The organism is Pseudomonas sp. JV245A, from assembly GCF_032424515.1.
GTDB classification, from domain to species: domain Bacteria; phylum Pseudomonadota; class Gammaproteobacteria; order Pseudomonadales; family Pseudomonadaceae; genus Aquipseudomonas; species Aquipseudomonas protegens.
The window spans coordinates 1-1,293 of the sequence record NZ_VYKE01000383.1 but is presented as its reverse complement, the minus strand read 5'-3'; the positions used below and the strand labels follow the sequence as shown (position 1 = coordinate 1,293).

Annotated in this window: 2 protein-coding genes; both read left to right on the top strand. The window is 66.0% G+C overall.

Annotated elements, in window-relative coordinates; translation table 11 throughout:
* A partial coding sequence (locus F6S12_RS31845; RefSeq protein WP_315869871.1) for an AMP-binding protein occupies window positions 1-875 on the top strand: 875 nt, incomplete at its 5' end.
* A 195-nt stretch (window positions 876-1,070) separates the two neighbouring features.
* A partial coding sequence (locus F6S12_RS31840) for an acyl-CoA dehydrogenase N-terminal domain-containing protein (protein ID WP_315869870.1) occupies window positions 1,071-1,293 on the top strand: 223 nt, incomplete at its 3' end.

The following is a 1,293-nucleotide window of genomic DNA, read 5'->3' as shown; positions in this document are numbered from 1 at the left end:
ACGTGTTTTTGCGCCGGGTCGACCCGCAGAAGATCCTCGACCTGATCCGCGAGCATCAGGTCACGCACCTGTGCGGCGCGCCCATCGTGCTCAATGCCCTGGTGAACATGCCCGACACCGCCAAGGCGGCCATCGACCACCCGGTCAACGCCATGGTGGCCGGGGCCGCGCCGCCGGCCAAGGTGATCGGCGCGGTGGAGGAAATGGGCATCAAGGTGACCCACGTCTACGGCCTGACCGAGGTCTATGGCCCGGTGACCCTGTGCGCCTGGCACGCCGCCTGGGATGAACTGCCCCTGGAACAGCGGGCGCAGATCAAGTCGCGCCAGGGCGTGCGCTACCCGACCCTGGAAGGGGTGATGGTGGCCGACCCGAAAACCCTCGAACCCACGCCCCGGGACGGCCAGACCATCGGCGAGATCTTCATGCGCGGCAACACCGTGATGAAGGGCTACCTGAAGAACCCCACGGCCACCGCCGAAGCCTTCGAGGGCGGCTGGTTCCACACCGGCGACCTGGGGGTGACCCACCCGGACGGCTACGTGGAGATCCGCGACCGGCTCAAGGACATCATCATTTCCGGGGGCGAGAACATTTCCACCATCGAACTGGAAGGCGTGCTCTATCGCCACCCGGCGGTGCTGGAAGCGGCGGTGGTGGCCCGGCCCGATGAAAAATGGGGTGAGACGCCCTGTGCCTTCATCACCCTCAAGGCCGATCATCAGGACGTGCGCGAAGCCGAGATCATCGCCTTCTGTCGCGAGCACCTGGCGGGCTTCAAGGTACCGCGTACCGTGGTCTTCAGCCCGTTGCCCAAGACCTCCACCGGCAAGATCCAGAAGTTCGTCCTGCGCGACATGGCGAAAAACCTCTAGCCTGAATACACCTACCCAGCCCCGTAGGAGCTGGCCGGGCGGCGCTTCGCTTGCCAGCGAAGGCGTCGGCCAGGGCGATGCATGGCTTGCGGGCCTCTTCGCCGGCAAGCCGGCTCCTACAAGGTGGCGGGGTTTTCGTTGTCGATTCATGCGGCCGAGGCCGCTCAACCTCCACTTTTGCCCGAGGTTCCTGCAATGCCCGAATTCAACGCTCCGCTGCGCGACATGCGCTTTGTCCTGCATGAAGTGTTCAACGCACCCAAGCTCTGGGCGCGCCTGCCGGCCCTGGCCGATACCGTGGACGGCGACACCGCCGACGCCATTCTCGAAGAAGCGGCCAAGGTCACCGGCAACCTGATCGCCCCGCTCAACCGCAGCGGCGACGAGGAAGGCGCCAGCTGGCACGCCGGGCAGGTGC